Source organism: Comamonas sp. FG99 (genome assembly GCF_057808605.1).
Window position 1 is genome coordinate 1 of sequence record NZ_JBMDII010000060.1, and the last position, 19,088, is coordinate 19,088.

Sequence of the window (19,088 nt, forward strand, 5' to 3'; positions counted from 1 at the left end):
GTAGGCCGAGGTCAGGCCGCGCATGGTCATCGCGGCGGCGGTCTCGAAGGCGATGTCCTCGGGCAGCCGGATCAGCGGCGCCGCATCGATCAGGCGCTCGGTACTGTAGGCGCCGAGCGTGTTGGTGAAGCCGGTGTAGGTTACCCGGTCGCCCACCCGGACATTGCCCACGCCCTCGCCCACGGCGGTCACCACGCCCGCGCCTTCGACGCCCATGCCGCTGGGCAGCGGCACCGGGTAGATACCGGTGCGAAAGTAGGTGTCCGCATAGTTCAGGCCCACGGCCTTGTGCTCCAGGCGCACCTCACCCGGCCCGGGCTGCCCCAGCGCCACCTCCTTGAGATACAGCACCTCGGGTGCTCCAGTCCTATCAAATAAAACGACTTTAGCCAACTCGATCTCCTTGCTATCCATTGACATGTCCGGCCTGGCTGCCGCCCTGGCCTGCGCATGGAAAAAATTGTCGAGCCGCTCCTGGCTGCCGCCGTTAGCCAAAGGCGCCAGCATTTAGCAAATGGCGACAGGCAGGGGAAAACCCGGGCCTGCCGCATGCAACAGGCACCGGTACCGGCGATACCATCGCCCGGACCTGGTCAACGACTCAAGGCCCGCCCCGCCATGCACACTCCCATCGTCAGAAGCATCAGCCTCAAGAAGTACTCCCAGGTGGCCCGGGGCCTGGGCATGGATCCGCTGAGAATGCTGAGCCAGATGGACCTGGACCAGGTCTGCCTGTCCTCCGACGACATGCCGGTTCCCGAAGCATCCTTTGCCTACCTGCTGGAAGCCTCGGCCCACCAGTCCAGCCAGGCTCCGCTGGGTCTTTTGATGGGCGCTGACTGGCGGCTGTCGGACTTCGGCTGCATCAGCCTCGCACTGCAGCACCAGGCCAGCCTGGCCAGCGCGCTGCGGACCATGAAGGACTACCAGCACCTGCTGAGCAGCACCGTCGTCCTCAGCACGGTCGAGCAAGGTCGACTGGCCTTCGTACAGCTGAACCTGGCCACCGAACGCGAAGTGCCCGGGCGCCACCCCATCGAGCTGGGCATAGCAGTCCTGCTGAGCCTGTGCCGCCACCAGTTGGGGGCAGCCTGGACGCCGAGCAGCGTGCACTTCACGCATGGCGCGCCGGCCAGCACCCGCCGGCACCTGGCCCTGTTCGGCTGCGACGTGATCTTCGACTCGGATTTCGACGGCATAGCCCTGCGGCAGGACGAGTTGCATCGCATGCATGCGAACCACGATGCCTCCATGGAACAGCATGCGAGGCTGCTGCTCAACTCGCTGGCCCCCGCGCCCGCCTCCGCCAGCGTCGAGCAGCAGGTACAGCACTCCATCCAAGCTCTGCTGCCCCATGGCCATCACCACATCGCGCAGGTGGCGAAGATGCTGGGACAGACCACGCGCTCGCTGCAACGGCAGCTGGAGATCGCCGGCACCAATTACCAACTGGCGCTGAACACCGTGCGCATACAGACCGCCATGCGGGCACTGAGAAATGCCAATCTTCCGATCGGCGACGTGGCCGCCTTGTCGGGGTTCTCCGAAGTCAGCTCATTCTCGCGCTGGTTTGCCAGGCAATTCCAGCAAAGCCCGAGCTGCTGGCGCGAGCAGAATTTGCCGGAGGCGCCGGCCTGCGCTGCCCGGCACGGCTCACGGAGCATTCCCAGCAGGCCCGATCACTGAGGCTTGCGCAGAAACCCCTGGTTGCCTCCGTTGCGATTGGGCGCAAAGCCGTTCTTGTGCAGCGTCTCCTCGGCAGTTTCGTAGAACACGCCGATCTGCATGATTTCACGCGCCTGCTGGGCTGTCGCGATCGGGCGGCCGAACTCGCCGGCGATGCGCACCAGCTGCTTGATCTGCTCGACCGAGCTCATCTTGCCCGAGCGGTCCTGCTTCCAGAGCACGTCCTCGGTGCCGCAGCGCACATGCAGGCCGAGCGCGATGCCGATCATGTTGATGGGCAGCACGTTGAGCACCGAGCTTTCCACCGTGACGATGGCGCCATCGGGCACGGCGCGCAGCATGTTGGCCAGGTTGAAGATGTTGGCCTGGTCCATGCCGCCGCTGATGGCCACCCAATTCATCACCAGCGGGCCCTTGTAGACGCCGCGGCGGATCATGCGCTCGATGGTCTCGAAGCTGTTGATGTTGTAGACCTGGAACTCGCTCTGGATGCCGGCGGCCGTCAGACGCCGGATGTGCTCCTCGACGAAACTGGGATTCGACGGGACGATCATGTCCTTGTAGGTCTTGTGCAGGTGCGGGAAGCCGCGCGACACGCCGCGGAAGTCGTCCTCGCCGGCATGCTCGGTCACGTTCATCTGCGTGGTGTTCACCGTCACCGTGACCTGGTCGGGCGTGGGCGTCAGCTCGGCCAGCATATGGCGCGTGTCGTCGGAGAGCCACTTGGCCTCGCCGTCCGGGCCCTCGGGGGCGAAACTGATCGAGCCGCCCACCTGGATGACCATCTCGGGCACGCGGGCCCGCACGCCGGCGATCAGCTCATTGAACTTGGATAGGCGCTTGCTGCCCTTGCCGTCCTCTTCACGTACATGCAGGTGCAGCACGGTGGCGCCGGCCTCGTAGCAGTCCACCGCCTTCTGGATCTGGTCCTCCATGGTGACCGGGATGTCTTCGGGGAAGTCCGCGGGAATCCAGCCCGGCGCATAGGGGGCAGCGGTGATGATCAGCGGCTGCTGGTTCTCGGGGTACAGGTGTCCGTCAAGGAAGTTCATGGTGAAAGCTCTCCGGGTTGCGATGTAATCGTGAGGAGTGGCGGGCGCTGCGCACGCTTCATTCAGGCTGGTAGTTGATGGATTTCAGCAAGGCTGCCTGCTGCTGGTAGGCCTCCTTCAGGTCGGCCTCGAGCGCCTCGGTGGTCAGCGCCTCGCCGGGCTCCATGCCTATGGCCTTGATACGGCTCTGGGCCTCGGGCTTTTGCAGATAAGCCAGCGTTGCGGCGCGCAGCTTCTGCTGGATGCCCGCCGGCGTCTGCGGGTTGGCCCAGACGGCGAACCAGCCGGCCTTGGACAGTTGCGGGTAGCCCAACTCCTTGAAGGTGGGAACGTTCGGCAGTGCCTCGACGCGAGTGGGATAGCTCACCGCGATGGCCTTGATCTTGCCGCTCTTGATCAGCGGGAACGAGGTGGTGACGCCGTCGAACATCAGCGGAAACTGCCCGCCCATCAGGTCGACCAGGGCCGGCGGCGAGCCCTTGTAGCCGATGTAGCGCATGTTCATGCGGGTGAGCTGGCCCAGCAAGATGCCCGAGGTATGGCCGCGCATGCCCGTGGCATACGAGGCAAAGTCCAGGCTGTCCTTCTGCGCCCGGCCATACTGCACCACGTCCTGCAGCGTGTTCAGGGGCAGGTCCTTGTTGGCCACCAACACCAGGGCCGTGCGGCTGATCTCGGCGAGCGGCTTCAGGTCGGCGAAGGGCTTGTAGCTGACTTTGTAGGCCAGCGGTACCTCGCTGACCGCGCCGTTCTGGATCACCAGGAAGGTGTAGCCGTCCTTGCCGTTGGCCTTCAGGTCGTTGATGGCGATGGCGCCCGAGGCGCCGGGCTTGGACTCCACGATCACCGGCGTGCCCAGGCTGTCGTGCAGTCCCTCCGCCAGCACGCGCGCCAGCATGTCGGCGCTGCCGCCGGCGGGCCCGGCCACCACCAGGCGGATCGGCTTGCCGGGCCAGGCGGGCGCGGCCACTGCCATCGGCCCGTAGGCCATGGCCGCCAAGCCTATGCCCGGCAGGCTGGCGAGCCAGGTTTTTTTCGGGGTATTCATCATGGTGGGTCTCCTTGCTTTGCTTCAAAACTCGAAAAGTGGCCCTAGACCAGCTCGCCCAGCAGCTGCATCGCGCGAGGCCATTCGCCATGGCCCGATGCCGGGTTCAGGTGCCCCACCGCGCCCAATTCCACGAAGCGGCTGCCCCAGGCCCGGGCAAAGGAGTGGGCGCGCTCCAGGCGCGACAGCGGATCGTTGCTGCTGGCCGCGACGATGCTGGGGAACGGCAGCTGCTTGCGCGGCGTGGGCAGCCAGCCATTGGCGCCGAGCTGCTCCACCGTGGGGTAGCCGGCGGGCATGGGGGTCTCCAGGTCGGCAGGCGCGGCCAGCAGCGCACCCTGGATGGGCCGCGTGGCCTGCTGCGCCCAGTGCGCGACCATCATCACGCCAGCGCTGTGCGCGACGATGACGACCGGGCCCTCGATGCCGGCCAGCGTGCGTTCGATCGCCGCCACGCGCGCCGCGCAGCGCAGCTTGCCGTGCTCCAGCGGCGGCACGGTGCGTACCCGGGGCAATTGGGCGGCCAGCAGAGTCTGCCAATGGTCCGCGACATGGTCGCGCAGGCCGGGAACGATCAGGATGGTGGCAGGAATGGACATGGGTGCTTCCGGTTCAAAAGTCGCATGGTGCGCAGTCTCGCGGCCGGGGCCTCGCAGGTAGAATGCGCCGATGCATCAAGTGTGGGCGCGGTGCGCCAGCGGCGCTTGTCTTTGGATGACAAACGCTTTTCCATTCATGCCACCTGGATAGCTCGACCGATGGCGTCCCTCGTCCGCGCAGCCTGCCTCACCAACTACCGGGAAGTGGCCAGCGCCTCTGGCCTGAACCCGGTGCGCATGCTGCTGGATGCCGGCCTCAGCCCCGGCGTGCTGGATGAGCCCGACCTGATGATCCCCGTCGCTGCGGTCGGCCGCCTGCTGCAGGCCTCGGCCACGGCCTCGGGCAACGAGAGCTTCGGCCTGTGCATGGCCCGCTCGCGCCTGCTCTCCAACCTGGGGCCGGTGGGCCTGCTGATCCGCGACCAGGCCACCCTGCGCGAATCCCTGCACATGCTCATGCGCTACCAGGCCATGCTCAATGGCGCGCTGTCGCTGACGGTGGAGGAAAGCAACGGCATGGTGCTGATCCGCGAGGCCGTGATGGCCGGCAGCGCGCACCAGCCTACGCGGCAGCGGGTGGAGCTGGCCCTGGGCGTGATGGTGCGGTTGATACGCCAGCTGGTCGGCAGCGACTGGCTGCCGCGGCGCGTGTGTTTCGAGCATGCGGCACCGCGCGACCTGAGCGTCCACACCCAGCTCTTCGGCCCCGTGGTCGAGTTCGGCTACCTGTTCAACTGCATCGTCTGCGGCAAAGCGGACCTGGACGCCCGCAACCCCTTTGCCGACCCGGCCATGGCGCGCTATGCCCAGAAGCTGGTCGACGACACGGTCAAGGCGCCAGATACCCACCTGCTCGACGATGTGCGCCGCACCATCTTGCTGCTGCTGCCCAGCGGACGCTGCAGCATGGAGCGCGTCAGCGAGCACCTGGGCGTCATGCCGCGCACCGTGCAGCGCCGCCTGGCCGAACGCGGGCAGAGCTTTTCGTCGCTGGTCAACGACATCCGCAAGGAGCTGGCCACGCGCTATGTGCTCGAAAGCGAGCGGCCGCTGACCGAGGTGGCCGAGATCCTGGGCTTCACCGCATCCAGCAGCTTCTCGCGCTGGTACGTGACACAGTTCGGCTGCAGCGCCAAGGAAAGCCGCGCGCAAAGACAGGCCGCCAGGGGCCCCTGAGTCCCCGCCCTGAGTCCCCGCCCTGAGGCTCAGCGCAGGCTGCCGAGGATCTTCCGATTCTGCTCCATGGTCGCCGCCATCTTCCGCTGCAACTCCTCCAGCGTGCTCTCGGGCGGCACATCGAAACCCTGCGCTGCCATGGCGGTGCGGAAGCCGGGTGCGCGCACGGCCCTTTCCAGCTCCTGCCGGATTTGCGCGATCAGCGGCCCGGGTGTGCTGCTGAGCAGGGCCACGCCTATGCTGGCGTCCGGCAGCACGAACTCCGGCATGCCCAGCTCGGAGAAGCTCGGCACCTGCGGCAGATGGGGCGAACGCGCGGCCGAGACCACCGCCAGGCCCTTGAGCTTGCCGCTCTTGATCAGCGGCGCGGCGTTCGTCACCACCTCAAAGGTCATCTGCACCTGGTCGCCCAGCAGGTCGACCATGGCCGGCGCCGAGCCCTTGTAGGGAATGACCTGGATGGTGCGGCCGCTCTTTTCCCGCAGCAGGTCGCCCAGCATGTCCGAGCGCAGGCCAGGGCTCAGGTTGGCCACGCTCACGGCCTCCCTGCCCTGCCGCGCCAGCTCCAGCGCAGCCGCCACGGTATTGGGGGCAAAACTGGTGTTGGCCACCAATACATGGACCATGACGGCTGCATCCATCACATAGGTGAAGGTTTTGTTCGGGTCGAACGGTGTCTTCATCGACAGCGGCAGGTCCGTCAGCACGCTCGATGGCAGCACCATCGTGGTGTAGCCGTCGGCGGGTACGTTCATCAGCGCGCGCTCAGCCACCACGCCGGAGCCGCCGGGCCGGTTGTCCACCACCACCGGCTGCCCCAAGGTGCGGTGCAGCTGCTCGCCGATCCGACGGGCCACGCCGTCGGTGATGCCACCAGGCGGCGCAGGCACCACCAACCTGATGGGCTTGCTGGGCCAATCCTGCGCCATGGCGGCGGGCGTGGCCGCCAGCCAGGACAGTGCGGCGAGCGCCAAGGCGCGCCAGGGCATGGGATGAAGTCGCATGGTGTATCTCCTTGTTCAGCCTGCATCTACGATCGGCGAATGATGGAGCCGGCGCCGCAACCGCACTTGATGTTTCACGCCTGCCACTTGTCTTTCGGCGACAGCGGCAGACCCGTGCAAACCCGGGCCATTGCCCGCCTGCACACCCCTGCCGCGGCATAGCTGCGAAAATATCGCCCTCTGTTCCCATCCGTGCCGCCGACGGCGGGCGCGGACCGTGTATTTCTGCGTGCACCGGCGTGTGCGCGCGCCCTGCCCCTCCATGGAAACCCAGGTGGAAAAACCACTTACGAATCAAAACTCTGCCCTGTGGCGCACATCCGTTGCGCCGATGATGGACTGGACCGATAGGGGCTGCCGCTACCTGCACCGCCTGCTGTCGCGGCGCACGCTGCTCTACACCGAGATGGTGACCACCGGCGCGCTGCTGCATGGCGATGTGGCGCGGCACCTGCGCTTCGACGACGCGGAGCACCCGGTGGCGCTGCAGCTGGGCGGCAGCGAGCCGGCCGATCTGGCGCAGTGCGCGCAGCTGGCCCGGCAGTGGGGCTATGACGAGGTGAACCTCAATTGCGGCTGCCCCAGCGAGCGGGTGCAGCGCGGCGCGTTCGGCGCCTGCCTGATGAACGAGCCCGCGCTGGTGGCCGACTGCGTGAAGGCCATGCGCGACGCGGTGGACCTGCCGGTCACCGTCAAGCACCGCATCGGCATCGACAAGGAGGAGAGCTACGCCTTCGTGCGCGACTTCGTCGGCACGGTGGCCGAGGCCGGCTGCGAGGTCTTCATCGTCCATGCGCGCAATGCCTGGCTCAAGGGCCTGTCGCCCAAGGAGAACCGCGAGATCCCGCCGCTGCGCTATGAGGTGGTGGCGCAGCTCAAGCGCGACTTTCCGGCGCTGACCATCGCGGTCAACGGCGGCATCGCCAGCGATGCGCTGGCGCAGGAGCAGCTGCGGCGGGTCGACGGCGTGATGATCGGCCGCGAGGCCTACCACAACCCCTGGTGGCTGGCGAGCTGGGATGCGCTGTACTACGGCGCGGCGCCGTCAGACATCAGCCGCGAATCGGTCGAGGAAGCCATGGTGCGCTACATGGAGCGCGAGGCGGCCGAGCATGGCACGCACTGGTATGCGATTGCCCGCCACATGCTGGGCCTGCGCCATGGTCTGCCCGGCGCGCGCCGCTGGCGCCAGGTGTGGAGCGACCATCGATTGAAGACGCTGGCGCCGCACGAGGTGATGCGGCTGGCCCGCAGCAAGCCGGCGCGGCCCGCGCCCGAGGAGCAGGCCGCGCTGGCCTGAAAGCCGCTTGAGCCGCCGCAGCCGCTCAAGCGGCCTGCTTGCGCACCCAGGCGGTGTACTTGTCCATCCACTTCTGCAGGAACTCGCGGCTGGCCTCGGCCACGCTGCCGTCGGCGTTGAACATGCCTTCGCGCATCTGCAGGAACATCTCGGGCTGGCCCATGGTGGGCATGTCGAGGAAGGCCAGCACATTGCGCAGGTGCTGCTGCGCCATGCTGGTGCCGGCGGCGCCTGGCGAGATGCCCATCACGCCGGCCGGCTTGCCGCCCCACACACTCTGGCCCCAGGGGCGCGAGCCCTGGTCGAGCGCGTTTTTCATCGCCGCGGGCAGCGAGCGGTTGTGCTCGGGCGTCACCAAGAGCACGCCCTGGGCGTTCTTGATCGTGTCCTTGAAGCGGCTGACCACCTCGGGCACTGCGCTGTCCTGGTCCTGGTTGTACAGCGGCAGCTCGTGGATGGGCACGATCTGGAAGCTGAAGTCCTGTGGCGCCAGCTTGATCACGGCATTGGCCAGTTGGCGGTTGAACGAGTCCTTGCGCAAGCTGCCGACGATGACGGCGATTTGGTATTGAGCCATGTTCCGGGTCTGAAGAGTGGAAGAAAACCCCGGGCTTGCGGCCCGGAGCCGGCACCATTATTCCCCAGCCGGGCAATCCCTGCAGAGTCTCGGAAGCGCCGCCTTAGCCGCCCAGGTAGGCCTTGCGGATGTCCTGGTTGGCCAGCAGGCTCGCGCCCGAATCCTCCAGCACCACGCGGCCGTTTTCCAGCACGTAGCCGCGGTCGGCGATCTGCAGCGCCTGGTTGGCGTTCTGCTCCACCAGGAATACGGTCACGCCTTGCGCGCGCACGGTCTTGATGATCTCGAAGATCTGCGCGATCACCAGCGGCGCGAGGCCCAGCGTGGGTTCGTCGAGCAGCAGCAGGCGCGGCCTGGACATGAGCGCGCGGCCGATGGCCAGCATCTGCTGCTCGCCGCCGGACATGGTGCCCGCGCGCTGCTCGGCGCGTTCCTTGAGGCGCGGAAACAGGCCGTAGACATACTCGATGCCCTTGGCGATCTCGTCCTTGTTCAGGAAGAACGCGCCCATCTGCAGGTTCTCGACCACGGTCAGGTCCTTGAACACGCGCCGCCCCTCGGGCGAGATGGCAATGCCCTTGCGCATGATGAGGTGCGAGGGCTGGCCCACGATCTCCTCGCCCTCGAAGCGGATGGAGCCGCTGCTGGCGCGGGGATTGCCGCACACCGTCATCAGCAAGGTGGTCTTGCCCGCGCCGTTGCTGCCGATGAGCGAGACGATCTCGCCCTGGTCGACGCGCAGGCTCACGCCGTTGACCGCGCAGATCGCACCGTAATGCGTACTGACGTCCTGAATCTCCAACATCGGCTGCATCACGATTCCCCCAGATATGCCTTGATCACACGCTCGTTGCTGCGGATGTCCGCCGGCAGGCCCATGGCGATCGGCTTGCCGTACTCCATCACCAGGATGCGCTCGGACACGCCCATCACCAGGCTCATGTCGTGCTCGATGAGCAGCACGGTCACGCCGTAGTCGCGGCGCAGCTCGTTGATGAGGTGCTGCAGCTCGACCTTCTCCTGCGGGTTCAGGCCGGCGGCGGGCTCGTCCAGCATCAAGAGCTTGGGCGCGGTGATCATGCAGCGGGCGATCTCCAGCCGCCGCTGGTGGCCGTAGGCCAGGTTGCCGGCCTCGCGGTTGGCGAAGGCGCGCAGGCCCATCACGTCGAGCCAGTGCGCGGCCTGGGCCACGGCCTTCTCTTCGGCCTCGCGGTAGGCGCGGGTCTTGAACAGGCCGGGCAGCAGCCCGCGCCTGACCTGCTGGTGCTGGGCCACGAGCAGGTTCTCCAGCACCGTCATGCCCTTGAACAGGCGCACGTTCTGGAAGGTGCGCACCACGCCGTGGTTGGCCACCTCGTGGCTGGACAGGCCGGCGATGGACTTGCCGGCCAGCTCGATCCGCCCTTCGGTGGGCTTGTAGAAACCGCTGATGCAGTTGAACACCGTGGTCTTGCCGGCGCCGTTGGGGCCGATGACGGCGAAGATCTCCTGCGGCTTGATCTCCATCGCCACATGGTCCACCGCCAGCAGGCCGCCAAAGCGCATGCACAGGCCATCCACCTTCAAAATAGCGTCACTCATAAACACTTCTCCAATGCGTTTTGTCCGTGTTTACGGGGGCTACTTCAACTCGGTATGGTGCCGCTTCATCGGGAACAGGCCCTGCGGACGCCATATCATCATCAGGATCATCACCAGGCCGAAGATCAGCATGCGGTATTCCGAGAACTCGCGCGCCAGCTCGGGCAGCACGGTGATCAGGATGGCCGCGATGATCACGCCCAGCTGCGAGCCCATGCCGCCCAGCACCACGATGGCCAGGATCAGCGCCGACTCGATGAAGCTGAACGACTCGGGGTTCACGATGCCCTGGCGCGCGGCGAAGAAGGCGCCGCCAAAGCCGGCGAACATCGCACCCAGCGTGAAGGCCGAGAGCTTGATCTTCATCGGGTTCAGGCCCAGCGACTTGCAGGCGACTTCGTCCTCGCGCAGCGCCTCCCAGGCGCGGCCGATGGGCATGCGGATCAGGCGATTCGAGATCCACAGCGTGACCAGCGCCAGCACCAGCGCCATCAGGTACAGGAAGATCACCATGTGCAGCGAGTTGAACTCCAGCCCGAAGAACTGGTGGAAGGTGGTGCCGCCCTCGGTACTGGGCGTGCGCGCCATCTCCAGCCCGAACACCGAAGGCTTGGCCAGGCCCGAGATGCCGTCGGGCCCGCCGGTGAAATCCACCAGGTTGACCAACAGCAGGCGGATGATCTCGCCGAAGCCCAGCGTCACGATGGCCAGGTAGTCGCCGCGCAGGCGCAGCACCGGAAAGCCCAGCACGAAGCCGAACAGCGCCGACATGGCGCCGGTCAGCGGCAGCGCCTCCCAGAAGCTCCAGCCCGCCCAGTGGTACAGCAGCGCATAGGTATAGGCGCCCACCGCGTAAAAGCCCACGAAACCCAGGTCCAGCAGCCCGGCAAAGCCCACGACGATATTCAGGCCCAGGCCCAGCATCACGTAGATCAGCGCCAGCGTGGCGATGTCCACCGCGTTGCGGCCCGCGAAGAACGGCCAGGCGATGGCCGCCGCCAGCACCAGCAGCATCAGCACGCGCTGGCTGCCCGGCTGCACCTGCGGCAGCGCCGGCAGCCAGCCCTGCTTGAGGCGGGCCGCAAACAGCGGCTTGAGCAGCTGGAACACGAACACGATGGCGATGGCGCCGAACACATAGTTCCAGTGCGGCTCCAGAAAGTTGCGGCCGCCGCGGCGCTGCAGCTGCAGGCCGAAGATGGGCAGCACGACCAGGCCCGCCAGGATGGCGGCGATGATGGAGTCCTTGATTCTGGTTTTCATCAGACCTTCTCCACCTCGGGTTTGCCCAGCAGGCCGGTGGGCCTGAACAGCAGGATCAGCACCAGCAGGCCAAAGGCCACGATGTCCTTGTACTCCGACGAGATGTAGGCCGCCGCCATGGTCTCGGCCACGCCCAGCAGCACGCCGCCGAGCATCGCGCCGGGAATGCTGCCGATGCCGCCCAGCACCGCCGCGGTGAAGGCCTTGATGCCGGCCACGAAGCCGATGTAGGGATTGAGCTTGCCGATCGCCAGCGCGATCAGCACCCCGCCCACCGCCGCCAGGATGGCGCCGAGCACGAAGGTGAAGGACACGACCTTGTTGGTGTCAATGCCCAGCAGGTTGGCCATCTGCATGTCCTGCGCGCAGGCGCGCGATGCGCGGCCCATGCGCGAATGGCGGATGAACAGCGTGAGCGCCACCATCAGCACCACCGCCACCACGATGATCAGCACGCGGGTATAGGGCACGAAGATCTCGAAGCCGCCGTCGCCGCCGCCGAAGCGGAAGGTGCCCGGAATCAGCGCGGGCACGGCCATGTCGCGCGCGCCCTGGCCCAGCGCCACCCAGTTCTGCAGGAAGATGGACATGCCGATCGCCGAGATCAGCGCCACCAGCCGCGGGCTGCTGCGCAGCGGCTTGTAGGCCACCTGCTCGACCGCATAGCCATAGACCGCGGTGAGCGCCACCGACACCAGCAGCATGGCGCCGACCACCAGGTAGATGGGAAGGCCGCTTTGCGTGCCTATGGCCGACAGCGTGACCAGCCCGATATAGGCGCCGATCATGTAGATCTCGCCATGGGCGAAGTTGATCATTCCAATGATTCCATACACCATCGTGTATCCAATGGCCACCATCGCGTAGATCGCGCCCAGCGACAGGCCATTGAACAGCTGCTGTATGAATTGAGGCAAAAATTCATTCATACCAAACCACTCGCAAACAAGGTGATCGGCCCCTGCGGCAACGTGTGGTTGCGCGGGCCAAAACAAGAAGGCATGGCCCTATGTTTTAGGGCCATGCCTTGAATTACACACTCGGTGTTTACTTGGTGGCTGGCGTCTTGCTGCCGTCCTTGTGCCACTGGAAGACCTGGAAGTCGTAGGCCTTCAGGTCGCCCTTGGCATCCCAGGCCAGCTTGCCCAGCGGGGTTTCGAACGAGGCGGTGTGCAGGTGCTTGGCCACCTTGGCGGGATCGTTGCCCACGGCCTTGATGCTCTCGGCGATCACCTTCACGGCGGTGTACGAGGCCATCTGGAACGAGCCGGACGGATCGCGCTTCTTGTCCTTGAACGCCTTGACCACCGCGGCGTTCTTGGGGTTGGAGGCGAAGTCGGCCGGCAGCGTCACCAGCATGCCTTCGACCGCGGCGCCGCCGATGGCATTGATCTCGGGGTTGCCCACGCCTTCGGGGCCCATCATGCGCACCTTCAGGCCCTGCTCGCCGGCCTGGCGCAGCAGCAGGCCCATCTCGGGGTGGTAGCCGCCGTAGTAGACGAAGTCCACGCCGGCGCTCTTGAGCTTGGTGATCACGGCCGAGTAGTCGCTGTCGCCGGCATTGATGCCCTCGAACAGCGCCACATTGGTGCCCGCGGCCTTGAGCGTGTCGCGCACGGCCGAGGCGATGCCCTGGCCATAGGCCTGCTTGTCGTGCAGCACCGCGACCTTCTTGGGCTTGATCTTCTCGGCGATGAACTTGGCGGCGAACGGGCCCTGCTGGTCGTCGCGGCCGATGGTGCGGAAGATGTAGCTGTAGTTCTTGCCTTCGGTCAGCGCGGGCGAGGTGGCCGACGGGGTCACCACCACCACGCCTTCGTTGTTGTAGATCGGTGCGGCGGCGATCGAGGCGCCCGAGCACACCGGGCCCACCACGTAGTGGATCTTGGAGTTGACCACGCGGTTGGCGGCCACCGGGCCCTGCTTGGGTTCGCAGGCATCGTCCACCACCACGGTCTCGATCTTGTTGCCGTTGATGCCGCCGGCGCCGTTGATCTCTTCGACCGCGGTCTCCACGCCTTCCTTGACCATGTCGCCATACTGCGTCACCGGACCGGTGGCGGGCAGCACCATGGCGATCTTGATGTTCTCCGCATGCGCGGCGCCGGCCAGCAGGCTGGCGGCGAAGCCGGCGGCGATCACGACGGAATTCAGGCGAAACGGTACTTTCATGCTCATATCCTTTACACAGACTTGTGGTATCGCATCATTATCGTTAAGGGAATAACGTTTTTTGCGAGTGACCGGCAGCATATAGGCAAAAATTTTTTGAACAACAGGGATGCCGTGGATTGGCAAGCAGGCCTATTTGTGTCATTACGCCGGCCATGCCGCCTCAATCCACCGAGGCACCAGACTGGCGCACCGCCTTGCCCCACTCGATGATTTCATGGGCCACGAACTGGTTCATCTGCCCAGGCGTGGTCGGCGCGGGCTCGGAGCCCCGGTCGCGGATGAACTTCTGCATCTGCTCGCTGTTCAGGATGTCCACCGTCTCGCGATTCAGGCGCTCGACGACCGCCGACGGTGTGCTCCCGGGCGCCATCAGGCCCAGCCAGCCCACCGCCTCGAAGCCCTTGAATTCGGGCAGGCCCGATTCGGCGATCGTGGGCACCTGCGGCAGCTGGCTGGAGCGGCTGGCGGAAGTCACGCCCAGCGCAATCGCCTTGCCCGCCTGGATGTTGGCCAGCGCCGCGGTGACCGAATCAACCATCAGCGGCACCTGGCCGCCGAGGAAATCCGCCTGCGCCGGCCCGCTGCCCTTGTAGGGAATATGGGTGATGTCGATATGCGCGCGCGCCTTGACCATCTCGGCGCTCAGGTGCTGCGTGCCGCCGATGCCCGCGCTGGCATAGCTCCACTTGCCGGGCTCGGCCCGGGCCTTGCCGACCAGCTCCTGCATGCTCTTGATGCCCGTGGCCGGGTTGGCCAGGAACACCAGCGGCACCTTGGCGATCAGGCTGATGCCCTGCAAGTCCTTGCGCGGATCGAAATTCACCTTCTTGTAGAGCGTCTGGTTCACCGCCATGGCGCTGCCGGCCACCAGCAGCGTATAGCCGTCCGGCTCGGCCCGCACCACGAATTCGGAGCCGATGTTGCTGCCGGCGCCGGCCTTGTTCTCGACCACCACCGGCTGGCCCAGGCGCATGCCCAGCTTCTCGGCCAGGGCGCGGGCAAAGATGTCGGTGGCCTGCCCCGGCGGAAAAGGCACGATCATCTTGATCGGGCGCTCGGGATAGGCCGCCAGCGCGGACGCGGACAGCAGGGCCAGGCACAGGGGCAGCACAGCCTTTGGGATCATGAGGGTCTCCTTGGCGTGCGCGGCACGCCGGTCTATGTCGTGGATCGAAACAGCGCCATTCTGGCGCAACGGCATGGCGGCAAGGGCGAGCGGGCGTCGAACATGCGCCAGGCCCTCAAAGAATATCCAGCGGCTGCTTGCGCCGCGGCGGCGGCGAGGCGGCATCGATCGCGGCCAGGTCGTGCGCATCCAGCCCCAGCTGCAGCGCGGCCGCGTTGGCCCGCACATGCTCGGCCGAGCCGCTTTCGGGGATGGCCAGCACCTGCCCGCTGCGCATGGCCCAGGCCAGGGCCACGGCGGTGCCGCTCACGCCGTGCTTGCGGCCGATCCCGGCCAGCAGCGGATCGCCGATCAACCCACGGTGGCCCAGCGGGCAGTAGGCCATCACGCCCACGCCGTGCTCGCGGCACCAGGGCAGCAAGTCGTACTCGATGCCGCGGCTTTGCACGTGGTAGAGCACCTGGTTGACCACGCAGTTGCGCCCCTGGGGCAGGCGCCACAGCTCCTGCATGTCGTCGGTATCGAAGTTGGAGACGCCCCAGTGCCGGATACGGCCCTCGGCCTTCAGCGCCTCGAAGGCCGCCACCGTCTCGGCCAGCGGCACGGCGCCGCGCCAGTGCAGCAGATACAGGTCGATGCAGTCCACGCCCAGGCGCTGGCGGCTGGCCTCGAAGGCCCGCTCCACGCCGCGGCGGCTGGCATTGTGCGGCAGCACCTTGCTGACCAGCAGCGGCCGGGCGCTGCCCGCGGGCAGCCGGCGCAGCGCATCGCCGATCAGCTCCTCAGACAGGCCATCGCCATACATCTCGGCGGTATCGATCAGCCCCAGGCCTAGCTGCATGCCGGCCACCAGCGCCTCGATCTCGGTATCCCGATCGCGCCGGCCCTGGCCCAGATGCCAGGAGCCCAGACCGAGGCGGGCGCGCCCTTGCAGAAAAGGCAGCGCCGGGGAATGCGGGGTGGTGGACATGGGTATCTCCTGCGGTTTGGGTGTTATCAATTTTGATAGCTGCTAGCGCTTTACAGCACTGGAATTTCAATATAAATATATCTTAAATCGTTTGTATAAAAGCGCTAGACGCTCCTATTTTCGAAGTTACCGGTCTTGGCAAACAACGCTTCTAACTCGCTTTCACCACCCCGAGCTTGAGCCCCAGCACGCCCAGAATGCGGTTGAGCGTCTGCACCGTGCCAGCGCTTCTGCCCTGCTCTATGTCCATCAGCGTCTTGGCATTGATGCCGGCCATGGTGGCCAGCTCGGTGCTCGTCAGGCGCATGGTGCGCTTGAGGTGGCGCACCGCCTGCTGCAACGGCCACTCCGGGTGCTGCAGTACCTCGTCTATCGCCTGCTTGCGCAGCATCAGCTGCTCGGGCAGGCTCAGGGTGTTGTAGCGTTTATCCATAAAGTCTCGGCATCGATTCAGCCCAGCGCAGCCAAGCGCTCGGCCATGGCCTGCAGGCCGCGCTGCAGGTGGGCGTGCACCCCAGGCTCCAGGCCCAGCGCCACGCCGTCGCGCGCGATCTCGGCCATGGGCCCGGCCATGGCGGCCAACCCCTGGGCCAGCCGGGTTCGGTCCAGGCGCTGCTGCGGGTCTCCCTCCGCGCTGCAGACAGCATCGAGCACACGCGCCCAGTCGGGCTGGCCGCCGTCGTTACCCTGCCAGCGCATGCGTCGCGCAATGCCGTCAGGGTGCAGGTACATGGGGGCAAAATCATACAGCGGAGTCAGCCGTACCTGGCCGGAAAAGTCGCGCTGGATCGCGGTATTGCGCGCGTGGTTGTCCTTGTTGCCCAGCGCCAGATTGGCCACATCGCGGCGCAGGTATTCCAGCACCTCGGCCTGCGGATCGCTGCAACAGGCCACCAGCGCACGGCAGACCTCGTCGTGGCTGGGCACGCGGTCAAAGCCGCTGTGGCCGGTCAGCGATGCGATGCTCTCCTGCGCCAGGCGTTCCACGGTCTGGCCGGCAGCGGCCGCCGCCACGCGCCGGTCGAAGCGCGGGATGAACAGCACACGGCCAGCCTCCAGCCGCAAAGGCGCATGCACCTGCAAGCCTAGGCGCTGGGCCAGATCCATGTACACCGGCTCGTGGCGCAGTATCCGGGCCAGTGCCGCATCGCCGCCGCGGCTGAACTTGACGATGAAGTGCCGGGCCGCCGCCTCGTCGGCCAGCGTGTGGTCCAGGTGCAGCAGCCCCTGATGGTCCTGCGTGAGCAGCAGTTTGGGCCACTCGCCCTGAACGCCCGACGAGCCGGCGACGAACAGGCCATGCCGGGCCAGGTGCTCGCTGAACTCCTCGACCCGGGCCGATACTTCGCCAAGCTCGAACCCGCGCACCACGGCATCCGCCCGGGTACCCAGCGCCGCATCCTGCTCCTGCAGCCATTGCGCCGCCTCCTTCACCCGCAAATGGCCTATGGGGTTGCCTGCGCCAGCCATCAGCAGGCGCCAGTCCGCCGCCTGCTCGGCCCTGGCGGGCAGGCCCAATCGCCGCAGCAGCTCAGAGCGGCCAAAGCCTTGGGGCAGCATGTCCATCAACCACACCGGCCAATGCGGGCTCTCCAGCGGCTCCAGCCCTACCGGCCAGTTGACGCTGATGGCGTGGGCATCGCGCTTGCCGAACTGGCTCACCGACCAATCCACCGCATAGCCCGAGAACGCCTTGGCACGCCAGCCCTCGGCCTCCTCGCCCCAGAGCGCCACCGTGGCCACGTCCTGCCACTGGCCCCAGGCATGCAGTTGCAAGGTGCAGGCAGTCATAAAGGAGTTTTTCTATACATAATGAATTGAATTCAAGCTCCACTATGTATAGAAAAACTCTTTATTGCAAGTTCTATCTTCATGAAGACTTGTCGCAGCCGTCAATGGCCAAGCCCCCAAAGAACAAAGGCAGCCGAAGCTGCCTCTGTCTTTGCCGTGGAAAACCGCTTACTTCTTGCTCGGCGGCACGTCGGTGCACGAGCCGTGCGCCACCTCCGCCGCCATGCCGATGCTTTCGCCCAGCGTGGGGTGCGGGTGGATGGTCTTGCCGATGTCCACCGTGTCGGCGCCCATCTCGATGGCCAGCGCCACTTCGCCGATCATGTCGCCCGCATGCGTGCCGACCATGCCGCCGCCCAGGATGCGGCCGTGGCCGTGGGCCTCGGGCGAATCGTCGAACAACAGCTTGGTGAAGCCTTCGTCGCGGCCGTTGGCAATCGCACGGCCCGAGGCGGCCCAGGGGAACATGCCCTTCTTGACCTTAATGCCCTGCGCCTTGGCCTGGTCCTCGGTCAGGCCCACCCAGGCCACTTCGGGATCGGTGTAGGCCACGCTCGGGATCACGCGGGCGTTGAAGGCGGCCGCGGCCAGCTCCTGGTTGCCCTGCAGCTCGCCGGCGATGACTTCGGCGGCCACGTGCGCCTCGTGCACGGCCTTGTGCGCCAGCATGGGCTGGCCCACGATGTCGCCGATCGCGAAGATGTGCGGCACGTTGGTGCGCATCTGGATGTCGACATCGATGAAGCCGCGGTCGGTGACGGCCACGCCGGCCTTCTCGGCGCCGATCTTCTTGCCGTTGGGCGTGCGGCCCACGGCCTGCAGCACCAGGTCGTAGGTCTGGGGCTCGGGCACCTTCACGCCGTCCTTGGCCGGCTCGAAGCTGACCTTGATGCCTTCCGGCGTTGCCTCGGCCGCCACGGTCTTGGTGTTGACCATGATGTTGTCGAAGCGCGGCGCGTTCATCTTCTGCCAGACTTTGACCAGGTCGCGGTCGGCGCCCTGCATCAGGCCGTCCATCATTTCCACCACGTCCAGGCGGGCGCCCAGCGTGCTGTAGACGGTGCCCATCTCCAGGCCGATGATGCCGCCGCCCAGGATCAGCATGCGCTTTGGCACTTCCTTGAGTTCCAGCGCACCGGTGGAGTCCACCACGCGCGGGTCGTTCGGCATGAACGGCAGGCGCACGGCCTGCGAGCCGGCGGCGATGATGGCGCGCTTGAACTGCACCACGCGCTTAGCGCCGGTCTTCTCCTGGCCGGTGCCCGTGGTCTCTTCGACCTCGATGTGGTTGGCGCCGACGAAGTTGCCGTAGCCGCGCACCACCGTGACCTTGCGCATCTTGGCCATGCCGGCGAGGCCGCCGGTGAGCTTGGTGATGACCTTCTCTTTATGGCCGCGCAGCTGGTCGATGTTGACCTCGGGCGCGCCGAACTTGACGCCGGCCACGTCGAGGTGCTTGACCTCGTCGATCACGGCGGCCACGTGCAGCAGCGCCTTGGAGGGGATGCAACCCACGTTCAGGCACACGCCACCCAGCGTGGCATAGCGCTCGACGACCACGACCTTGAGGCCGAGGTCGGCCGCGCGGAACGCCGCCGAGTAGCCGCCGGGGCCGCCGCCGAGCACGAGCACGTCGCAATCGACGTCGACCGTGCCGCCGAAGTTGCTGGCCACGGGAGCAGGCGCAGCAGCGGCCGCAGCCGGGCTGGGGGCCGCTGCGGCCGGCGCGGGAGCCGGGGC

At 66.5% G+C, this 19,088-nt stretch carries 19 protein-coding genes; 3 read left to right on the forward strand and 16 right to left on the reverse strand.

What is annotated here, in order from left to right:
* On the reverse strand, positions 1-393 hold a 393-nt coding region (locus ACODRX_RS24625; RefSeq protein WP_488874185.1), incomplete at its 3' end, for an alcohol dehydrogenase catalytic domain-containing protein.
* Positions 394-618: 225 nt separating this feature from the next.
* Between ACODRX_RS24625 and ACODRX_RS24630 the strand changes: the two genes are divergently transcribed.
* On the forward strand, positions 619-1,686 hold the full coding sequence (locus ACODRX_RS24630; protein ID WP_488874186.1) for an AraC family transcriptional regulator: 1,068 nt from the start codon (positions 619-621) through the stop codon (positions 1,684-1,686).
* On the opposite strand, the gene ACODRX_RS24635 is transcribed toward ACODRX_RS24630, so the two are convergent.
* Genes ACODRX_RS24635 through ACODRX_RS24645 form a run of 3 tightly spaced genes read right to left on the reverse strand, consistent with a single transcriptional unit; the run spans position 1,680 to position 4,385 of the window.
* Positions 1,680-2,738, reverse strand: a complete 1,059-nt coding sequence (locus ACODRX_RS24635) for a beta-keto acid cleavage family enzyme (RefSeq protein ID WP_488874187.1) — start codon at positions 2,736-2,738, stop codon at positions 1,680-1,682. The two genes, ACODRX_RS24630 and ACODRX_RS24635, sit on opposite strands and share 7 nt — an antisense overlap.
* Before the next feature lie 58 nt (positions 2,739-2,796).
* Positions 2,797-3,789 (reverse strand): Bug family tripartite tricarboxylate transporter substrate binding protein, encoded by a 993-nt coding sequence (locus ACODRX_RS24640; RefSeq protein ID WP_488874188.1) that lies wholly within the window; start codon positions 3,787-3,789, stop codon positions 2,797-2,799.
* A 41-nt stretch (positions 3,790-3,830) separates the two neighbouring features.
* A complete protein-coding gene (locus tag ACODRX_RS24645) occupies positions 3,831-4,385 on the reverse strand; it encodes an RBBP9/YdeN family alpha/beta hydrolase (RefSeq protein WP_488874189.1) in 555 nt (184 codons plus the stop codon).
* A 159-nt stretch (positions 4,386-4,544) separates the two neighbouring features.
* Here ACODRX_RS24645 and ACODRX_RS24650 point away from each other — a divergent pair, with 159 nt between their 5' ends.
* Positions 4,545-5,561: an AraC family transcriptional regulator gene (locus tag ACODRX_RS24650; RefSeq protein WP_488874190.1), complete on the forward strand. Its 1,017-nt coding sequence runs from the start codon at positions 4,545-4,547 to the stop codon at positions 5,559-5,561.
* Positions 5,562-5,590: 29 nt separating this feature from the next.
* Here the strand turns inward: ACODRX_RS24650 and ACODRX_RS24655 are convergent, their stop codons facing one another.
* Complete coding sequence (locus ACODRX_RS24655) at positions 5,591-6,565, reverse strand: Bug family tripartite tricarboxylate transporter substrate binding protein (protein ID WP_488874191.1); 975 nt, start codon at positions 6,563-6,565, stop codon at positions 5,591-5,593.
* A 262-nt stretch (positions 6,566-6,827) separates the two neighbouring features.
* On the opposite strand from ACODRX_RS24655, the gene dusA reads away from it, so the two are divergent.
* Positions 6,828-7,865 (forward strand): tRNA dihydrouridine(20/20a) synthase DusA, encoded by a 1,038-nt coding sequence (gene dusA, locus ACODRX_RS24660; RefSeq protein ID WP_488874203.1) that lies wholly within the window; start codon positions 6,828-6,830, stop codon positions 7,863-7,865.
* Positions 7,866-7,890: 25 nt separating this feature from the next.
* Here the strand turns inward: dusA and ACODRX_RS24665 are convergent, their stop codons facing one another.
* The 11 genes from ACODRX_RS24665 to lpdA all read right to left on the reverse strand — a co-directional run.
* Positions 7,891-8,442, reverse strand: a complete 552-nt coding sequence (locus ACODRX_RS24665; RefSeq protein WP_488874192.1) for an NADPH-dependent FMN reductase — start codon at positions 8,440-8,442, stop codon at positions 7,891-7,893.
* Between the two features lie 103 nt (positions 8,443-8,545).
* Positions 8,546-9,256, reverse strand: a complete 711-nt coding sequence (locus ACODRX_RS24670; RefSeq protein ID WP_488874193.1) for an ABC transporter ATP-binding protein — start codon at positions 9,254-9,256, stop codon at positions 8,546-8,548.
* Positions 9,256-10,023, reverse strand: coding sequence for a high-affinity branched-chain amino acid ABC transporter ATP-binding protein LivG (gene livG / locus ACODRX_RS24675; RefSeq protein WP_488874194.1), 768 nt, complete (start codon positions 10,021-10,023; stop codon positions 9,256-9,258). Before livG ends, ACODRX_RS24670 begins: the two co-directional genes overlap by 1 nt.
* Positions 10,024-10,062: 39 nt before the next feature.
* A complete protein-coding gene (locus tag ACODRX_RS24680; RefSeq protein WP_488874195.1) occupies positions 10,063-11,286 on the reverse strand; it encodes a high-affinity branched-chain amino acid ABC transporter permease LivM in 1,224 nt (407 codons plus the stop codon).
* A complete protein-coding gene (livH, locus tag ACODRX_RS24685; protein ID WP_488874196.1) occupies positions 11,286-12,215 on the reverse strand; it encodes a high-affinity branched-chain amino acid ABC transporter permease LivH in 930 nt (309 codons plus the stop codon). The genes ACODRX_RS24680 and livH overlap by 1 nt, the downstream gene beginning before the upstream one ends.
* Positions 12,216-12,333: 118 nt before the next feature.
* Positions 12,334-13,458 (reverse strand): branched-chain amino acid ABC transporter substrate-binding protein, encoded by a 1,125-nt coding sequence (locus ACODRX_RS24690; protein ID WP_488874197.1) that lies wholly within the window; start codon positions 13,456-13,458, stop codon positions 12,334-12,336.
* Positions 13,459-13,621: 163 nt separating this feature from the next.
* The gene (locus ACODRX_RS24695; RefSeq protein ID WP_488874198.1) at positions 13,622-14,587 is read right to left on the reverse strand and encodes a tripartite tricarboxylate transporter substrate binding protein; all 966 of its coding nucleotides are present in this window, start codon (positions 14,585-14,587) and stop codon (positions 13,622-13,624) included.
* A 115-nt stretch (positions 14,588-14,702) separates the two neighbouring features.
* On the reverse strand, positions 14,703-15,557 hold the full coding sequence (locus tag ACODRX_RS24700) for an aldo/keto reductase (protein ID WP_488874199.1): 855 nt from the start codon (positions 15,555-15,557) through the stop codon (positions 14,703-14,705).
* 151 nt (positions 15,558-15,708) lie between these two features.
* Positions 15,709-15,990, reverse strand: coding sequence for a helix-turn-helix domain-containing protein (locus tag ACODRX_RS24705; protein WP_488874200.1), 282 nt, complete (start codon positions 15,988-15,990; stop codon positions 15,709-15,711).
* Between the two features lie 17 nt (positions 15,991-16,007).
* Positions 16,008-17,348: a type II toxin-antitoxin system HipA family toxin gene (locus ACODRX_RS24710; protein WP_488874201.1), complete on the reverse strand. Its 1,341-nt coding sequence runs from the start codon at positions 17,346-17,348 to the stop codon at positions 16,008-16,010.
* 168 nt (positions 17,349-17,516) lie between these two features.
* The coding region (gene lpdA / locus ACODRX_RS24715) for a dihydrolipoyl dehydrogenase (RefSeq protein ID WP_488874202.1) at positions 17,517-19,088 on the reverse strand (1,572 nt) is incomplete at its 5' end.

Excerpts from the sequence above, each read along its gene's own strand:
- ACODRX_RS24705 (WP_488874200.1), bottom strand. The coding sequence starts at position 15,990 with ATGGATAAACGCTACAACACCCTGAGCCTGCCCGAGCAGCTGATGCTG.
- ACODRX_RS24645 (WP_488874189.1), bottom strand. The coding sequence starts at position 4,385 with ATGTCCATTCCTGCCACCATCCTGATCGTTCCCGGCCTGCGCGACCAT.
- ACODRX_RS24635 (WP_488874187.1), bottom strand. The coding sequence starts at position 2,738 with ATGAACTTCCTTGACGGACACCTGTACCCCGAGAACCAGCAGCCGCTG.
- ACODRX_RS24665 (WP_488874192.1), bottom strand. The coding sequence starts at position 8,442 with ATGGCTCAATACCAAATCGCCGTCATCGTCGGCAGCTTGCGCAAGGAC.
- ACODRX_RS24695 (WP_488874198.1), bottom strand. The coding sequence starts at position 14,587 with ATGATCCCAAAGGCTGTGCTGCCCCTGTGCCTGGCCCTGCTGTCCGCG.
- ACODRX_RS24655 (WP_488874191.1), bottom strand. The coding sequence starts at position 6,565 with ATGCGACTTCATCCCATGCCCTGGCGCGCCTTGGCGCTCGCCGCACTG.
- livG (WP_488874194.1), bottom strand. The coding sequence starts at position 10,023 with ATGAGTGACGCTATTTTGAAGGTGGATGGCCTGTGCATGCGCTTTGGC.
- ACODRX_RS24680 (WP_488874195.1), bottom strand. The coding sequence starts at position 11,286 with ATGAAAACCAGAATCAAGGACTCCATCATCGCCGCCATCCTGGCGGGC.
- ACODRX_RS24700 (WP_488874199.1), bottom strand. The coding sequence starts at position 15,557 with ATGTCCACCACCCCGCATTCCCCGGCGCTGCCTTTTCTGCAAGGGCGC.
- ACODRX_RS24630 (WP_488874186.1), top strand. The coding sequence starts at position 619 with ATGCACACTCCCATCGTCAGAAGCATCAGCCTCAAGAAGTACTCCCAG.
- ACODRX_RS24690 (WP_488874197.1), bottom strand. The coding sequence starts at position 13,458 with ATGAAAGTACCGTTTCGCCTGAATTCCGTCGTGATCGCCGCCGGCTTC.
- ACODRX_RS24650 (WP_488874190.1), top strand. The coding sequence starts at position 4,545 with ATGGCGTCCCTCGTCCGCGCAGCCTGCCTCACCAACTACCGGGAAGTG.
- ACODRX_RS24710 (WP_488874201.1), bottom strand. The coding sequence starts at position 17,348 with ATGACTGCCTGCACCTTGCAACTGCATGCCTGGGGCCAGTGGCAGGAC.
- ACODRX_RS24670 (WP_488874193.1), bottom strand. The coding sequence starts at position 9,256 with ATGCAGCCGATGTTGGAGATTCAGGACGTCAGTACGCATTACGGTGCG.
- livH (WP_488874196.1), bottom strand. The coding sequence starts at position 12,215 with ATGAATGAATTTTTGCCTCAATTCATACAGCAGCTGTTCAATGGCCTG.
- dusA (WP_488874203.1), top strand. The coding sequence starts at position 6,828 with ATGGAAACCCAGGTGGAAAAACCACTTACGAATCAAAACTCTGCCCTG.
- ACODRX_RS24640 (WP_488874188.1), bottom strand. The coding sequence starts at position 3,789 with ATGATGAATACCCCGAAAAAAACCTGGCTCGCCAGCCTGCCGGGCATA.